The sequence below is a fragment of the Streptomyces sp. NPDC047974 genome (assembly GCF_040653375.1).
Taxonomy (GTDB): domain Bacteria; phylum Actinomycetota; class Actinomycetes; order Streptomycetales; family Streptomycetaceae; genus Streptomyces.
The window spans coordinates 1-4695 of sequence record NZ_JBEZNU010000053.1 but is presented as its reverse complement, the minus strand read 5'-3'; the positions used below and the strand labels follow the sequence as shown (position 1 = coordinate 4695).

The window sequence follows — 4695 nt, the reverse complement described above, 5'->3', positions numbered from 1 at the left end:
GGCGAGGACGGCCTCGGGGACGGCCTCCGGGTCGCGGACCGGGGCGAGTTCGGCGACCCAGACGCCGTCGGGCCAGGCGCCGGCGGCCCGCTCGGCCGCCTCCTGGGAGAGCCGGGTCTTGCCGGCGCCGCCGGGCCCGAGGAGGGTCACGAGCCGGGCGGTGCCCAGGTCCTGCCGGAGGGCGGCGATCTCCTCCTCGCGCCCGACGAAGGAGGTGAGCCGGGCCCGGAGATTGCCGGGTGCGGGGCCGTTCCGGCTCACGGCGGCGGGGGCGGGGGCGGGCGTGGGTACGGGGGCGGGGACGGGGGTGGGTACGGGGGCGGGAGCCGGCCCTTCCGCCGCGAGGAGCCGCTCGTGGAGGGCGCGCAGTTCGGGGCCCGGGCCGGCGCCGAGCCGGCCGGCGAGCGTCCGGCGGACCTCCTCGTACGCGGCGAGGGCCTCGGCGGCGCGGCCGGTGTCGCGCAGGGCGCGGATCCGCAGGGCCTGGAGGGGCTCGTCGAGCGGCCGGCCGGCGCACAGGGCGGTGAGCTCGGGGAGGACGTCGGCGGCCCGGCCGAGGGCGAGCGCCGCGTCGAACCGGCCGCGCCGGGCGTCCAGGCGGCGGGCCTCCCAGCGGGCGGCCTCGGCGTGCCGGTCGGGCAGGTCGGCGAGGGCGGGGCCGGTCCAGAGGCCCAGGGCCTCGTCGAGGAGGGCGGCGGCCCGGCCGGGGTCCCCGGCGGCGAGGGCGGCGGAGCCTTCGGCGGCGAGCCGTTCGAAGCGGTAGAGGTCGACGTCCTCGCGGGCCGCGCCGAGCCGGTAGCCGCCTCCGTCCGCGGACGGGACCCGGTCCCTGCCGAGCGCCTTCCTGAGCCGCCCGGCCAGCGCCTGGAGCGCGGCGACGGCGTCGGCGGGCGGCTCGTCGCCATGCCAGACCTCGTCGACGAGCACGGCCACCGGCACGGCGCGGCCGGGCCGGAGGGCGAGGGCGGTGAGCAGGGCGCGCACGCGCGGCCCGCCGACGGGCAGCTCGGCCCCGTCGGCGCTCAGCACACGGGTCGGTCCCAGGAGGCAGTAGCGCACGCCCCCATTCTCCGCGAGCGCCCCACGCGCGGGTCGGCGGGGGAACCCCAGGGGGGTCCGGGGCGGGAACCGGAGTCGGGAGCGGTACGTTCTCGCTCCACCACAGCCAGTTCCGGATCGGGGGAGCCCGTGATGACTTCGGCCGCCGTCCGCCGCAGCGAGCGCCGGATCAGTCCCGTCTTCCTGGCGGTGCTCGCCGTCATGGCGGTCACCGGATGGGCGGTGTGGACGGACTTCGCCGCGCTGCCCGGGGTGGCGGTCTTCCTCTTCGTGACCTCGGCGTGGATCGTCTCGCTCTGTCTGCACGAGTACGCGCACGCCCGCACCGCCCTGTTCGGCGGGGACGTCACGGTGGGCGCCAAGGGCTATCTGAGCCTGAACCCGTTCGCGTACACCCACGCCGTCCTCAGCGTGGTCCTGCCCGTGCTCTTCGTGATCATGGGCGGGATCGGTCTGCCCGGCGGCGCGGTCTTCATCGAGCAGGGCCGGATCAAGGGCCGCTGGAAGCACAGCCTGATCTCGGCGGCGGGCCCACTGGCGAACGTGCTGTTCGCGGTGGTGTGCACGGCGCCGTTCTGGCTGGGCGCGCTCGACGGGGTGCCGGCGGCCTTCCGGTACGCGCTGGCGTTCCTGGCGTTCCTCCAGGTGACGGCGGCGCTCCTGAACCTGCTGCCGGTGCCGGGGCTCGACGGCTACGGGATCGTGGAGCCCTGGCTGTCGTACGGGCTGAAGCGGCGGATCGCACCGTACGCGCCGTACGGCTTCTTCGTCGTGATCGCGCTGCTCTTCGTGCCGGCCGTCAACGGCGCCTTCTTCGACGCGGTCGACGCGCTGATGCGGGCGCTGGGCGTCGCCGACCGGGCCCTCTCCTGCGGCTCCGCGCTGTACCGCTTCTGGGAGGGGACGCCGGAGTACTGCCCGCTCTAGGCCCGCCCGCTCTATGCCTGGAGGGCCTCGGCCTCCGCGGCCTTCTCCGCCTTCGCGCGGCGGAGGTAGTACCAGGCCATGTTGGAGGAGAGGCCGGCGAGGAGGACCCAGACGACGCCGATGAAGCTGCCGTTGACGAAGGAGATCACGGCCGCGGCGACGGCCAGGGCGCAGACCACGAGGGCGTAAAGGGCGAGACGGGGCATGGGGGTCGGCTCCTGTCGGATACGGCTGACGCTGCCCGACCAGTGTCCCCCATGCCCCGAAGCGTCCGTTCTCCGGCTCCGCCCCGCGTGGCGGCCCCGGCCCGGACGTCGGCTCGGAGGTCGGCTCAGATGTCGGTGACGCGGAGGCCCGCGTGGGCCTTGTAGCGGCGGTTCACCGAGATCAGGTTGGCGACGAGGGCCTCGACCTGGTGGGCGCCCCGCAGCCGGCCGGCGAAGACGCCGCGCATGCCGGGGATGCGGCCGGCCAGCGCCTGCACGATCTCGACGTCGGCGCGCTCCTCGCCGAGGACCATCACGTCGGTGTCGATCTCGGCGATGGAGGTGTCCTTGAGGAGGACGGCGGACAGGTGGTGGAAGGCGGCGGCGACCCGGGAGTCCGGGAGCAGCGCGGCGGCCTGCTCGGCGGCGGAGCCCTCCTCGGGCTTGAGGGCGTAGGCGCCCTTCTTGTCGAAGCCGAGGGGGTTGACGCAGTCGACGACGAGCTTGCCGGCGAGCTCCTCGCGCAGCGATTCCAGCGTCTTGGCGTGGCCGTCCCACGGCACGGCGACGATGACGACGTCGCTGCGGCGGGCGCACTCGGCGTTGTCGGCGCCCTCGACGCCGTGGCCGATCTCCGCGGCGACGGCCTCGGCGCGGTCGGCGGCGCGGGAGCCGATGATCACCTGCTGGCCGGCGGCGGCGAGGCGGTAGGCGAGGCCGCGGCCCTGGTCGCCGGTGCCGCCGAGGACGCCGACGACGAGCCCGGAGACGTCGGGCAGGTCCCAGGGGTCCTTGGGGGCCTTGGGGGCCTTCGTGGGTTCGGTTGCGGGAGTCGAGTCAGTCATGGGCCGACCCTACCCACCGGTTCGGGACCCGTTCGGGTGGATCGGCGGATACCGGCGGCGGGTGGGCGGGCGGCTGGGGCAGGATGCGGCGCCATGGATGCCGTACGGGTCGCGTTGCTGCGGGAAGTGCTCGCCGGGACGGAGTGGCCGGCCGCGGCGCGCCGCTTCGCCGGGGCGCTGCGGGCGTCGGTGGCGCCGCGCCGGGGGGCGCTGCTGCTCGTGGGCACGGAGGCGTACGAGCCGTGGCACCTGGCGGCGCACCTGGTGGACGAGGCGGCCTGGTCGGGCCTTCCGGAGCTGGCCCCCACCCTGGTGCGCCACCGGGCCAGGTGCGGCGGCCCGCCGCACCTGGCGGTGGGCCTGGACCGCCTGGAGGCGGCGGCCCGGGGCACGGCCCTGCTGGTCGTGGCGCCGGCGCGCCCGGAGGCGGACCTTCTCCAGCGGGTGCACGACGCGCGTCGGGCGGGGGCGACGGTGCTGTCGCTGGACGGGGGCGACGCGGAGGTGCGGGCCCTGGCGCACGAGGCGCTGTCGGTCGCTTCGGACGCGGGCCTCGACCTGGACACGGTGCAGCATCTCGTCAGTGCGGCGGCGGGCGAGAACCGGCTGCCGGCGCCGCGCGGCCACCGCTTCCGGGACCGTCTGGCCCTCCTGGCCGACCGCCTGACGTCCCCCCCACCCGCCCGCTGGTAGCGAGGTGTCCGTTCCGGTGCCCTGTTTCACGTGCCGTGCCCGCGCCACGAGAACGCCGGTGCGCCGGTGACCGGCAATGGTCGCCCCTTGCTCAGGCGATGGTCACAGGAATCACCGCCGACATGCCGTCGATGGTGACTTCTATGATGCCGCTGCCCGGCCCCACCGCGCCGACGCCCACGGTGTCCTCGTCCGTTCCGCCAGGCGGCAGCGGAACGACGTTCCGCCCGATGGAGGTGAGCAGCACACCGGTCGCGTCGGAAAGCTCGACCCGGACACCGGCCTCCGGCGATTCTTCATCGCCGGTGTTCACGCATTTCCATTTCACCGAGAACTGGACGTGCGCTCGGGGTGGATCGGGAACGACTTGCGGAAAGTCTTCGAAAAACTCCAGCTGATGAGCCATCGCGGATCTCCATCGTGTGGTTCCGATGTCGATGCGGAGGAAAGTTCCGTCTCGGACCGAGCCTTTTCGGACCGGCCGACGATCGGGTGACATGCGGCTGCAGCAGGCGGCCTGTTGAGGCCAGGGCAGTGGGATTGCCGTGCTGACGAACCGGTTTCCATCCTACGCCGCACGTGCGCAGCGGGCAGATCGGAAGGCTGCCGAGGGCTGCCCGCAACTGCGGCCGGGGTGGGTGCCGTTCGGGGTGCGGAGGTCGGCGGCGGGTGGCGGGGTGGCCGGGGGTGGCGGGGAAATCGGTTGCTCGCGCCGTGGGGCGGGCGGAGCATGGGGGCTCGTGGCTTCATCCTTGCGTTCGTGGCTGGTGGGCGTGCTGCCCGATACCTCTCCGTGGCGGTCCTCGCGTGACTTCCGGCTGCTGTGGGGGCAGGGGCTGGTCACGTACTTCGCCAGTGCCATGGCGATGGTGGCGCTGCCGCTGCAGATCAAGGAGCTGACGGACTCGCCGCTCGCCGTGGGCGCGATGGGCGCCGTGGAGCTGGTGCCGCTGGTGGTGTTCGGG

6 protein-coding genes and 1 pseudogene are annotated in these 4695 nt (G+C 74.8%); 3 read left to right on the top strand and 4 right to left on the bottom strand.

Annotated elements, in window-relative coordinates:
* Positions 1 to 1059 (bottom strand): BTAD domain-containing putative transcriptional regulator (locus AB0E19_RS36430; protein WP_362188779.1); only part of this gene is annotated, 1059 nt, incomplete at its 3' end.
* Positions 1060 to 1191: 132 nt separating this feature from the next.
* On the opposite strand from AB0E19_RS36430, the gene AB0E19_RS36425 reads away from it, so the two are divergent.
* Positions 1192 to 1986, top strand: coding sequence for a site-2 protease family protein (locus tag AB0E19_RS36425; RefSeq protein WP_362188776.1), 795 nt, complete (start codon positions 1192 to 1194; stop codon positions 1984 to 1986).
* Between the two features lie 11 nt (positions 1987 to 1997).
* Here AB0E19_RS36425 and AB0E19_RS36420 read toward each other — a convergent pair whose 3' ends face one another.
* Both AB0E19_RS36420 and npdG read right to left on the bottom strand, forming a co-directional pair.
* The gene (locus tag AB0E19_RS36420) at positions 1998 to 2192 is read right to left on the bottom strand and encodes a hypothetical protein (RefSeq protein WP_362188773.1); all 195 of its coding nucleotides are present in this window, start codon (positions 2190 to 2192) and stop codon (positions 1998 to 2000) included.
* Positions 2193 to 2317: 125 nt separating this feature from the next.
* Complete coding sequence (gene npdG / locus AB0E19_RS36415; protein WP_362188770.1) at positions 2318 to 3037, bottom strand: NADPH-dependent F420 reductase; 720 nt, start codon at positions 3035 to 3037, stop codon at positions 2318 to 2320.
* A 93-nt stretch (positions 3038 to 3130) separates the two neighbouring features.
* On the opposite strand from npdG, the gene AB0E19_RS36410 reads away from it, so the two are divergent.
* The gene (locus tag AB0E19_RS36410) at positions 3131 to 3730 is read left to right on the top strand and encodes a hypothetical protein (protein WP_362188767.1); all 600 of its coding nucleotides are present in this window, start codon (positions 3131 to 3133) and stop codon (positions 3728 to 3730) included.
* 91 nt (positions 3731 to 3821) lie between these two features.
* On the opposite strand, the gene AB0E19_RS36405 is transcribed toward AB0E19_RS36410, so the two are convergent.
* The gene (locus AB0E19_RS36405; RefSeq protein WP_362188764.1) at positions 3822 to 4136 is read right to left on the bottom strand and encodes a hypothetical protein; all 315 of its coding nucleotides are present in this window, start codon (positions 4134 to 4136) and stop codon (positions 3822 to 3824) included.
* 334 nt (positions 4137 to 4470) lie between these two features.
* Here AB0E19_RS36405 and AB0E19_RS36400 point away from each other — a divergent pair.
* Positions 4471 to 4695 (top strand): annotated as a pseudogene (locus AB0E19_RS36400) (MFS transporter); the annotation flags it as partial.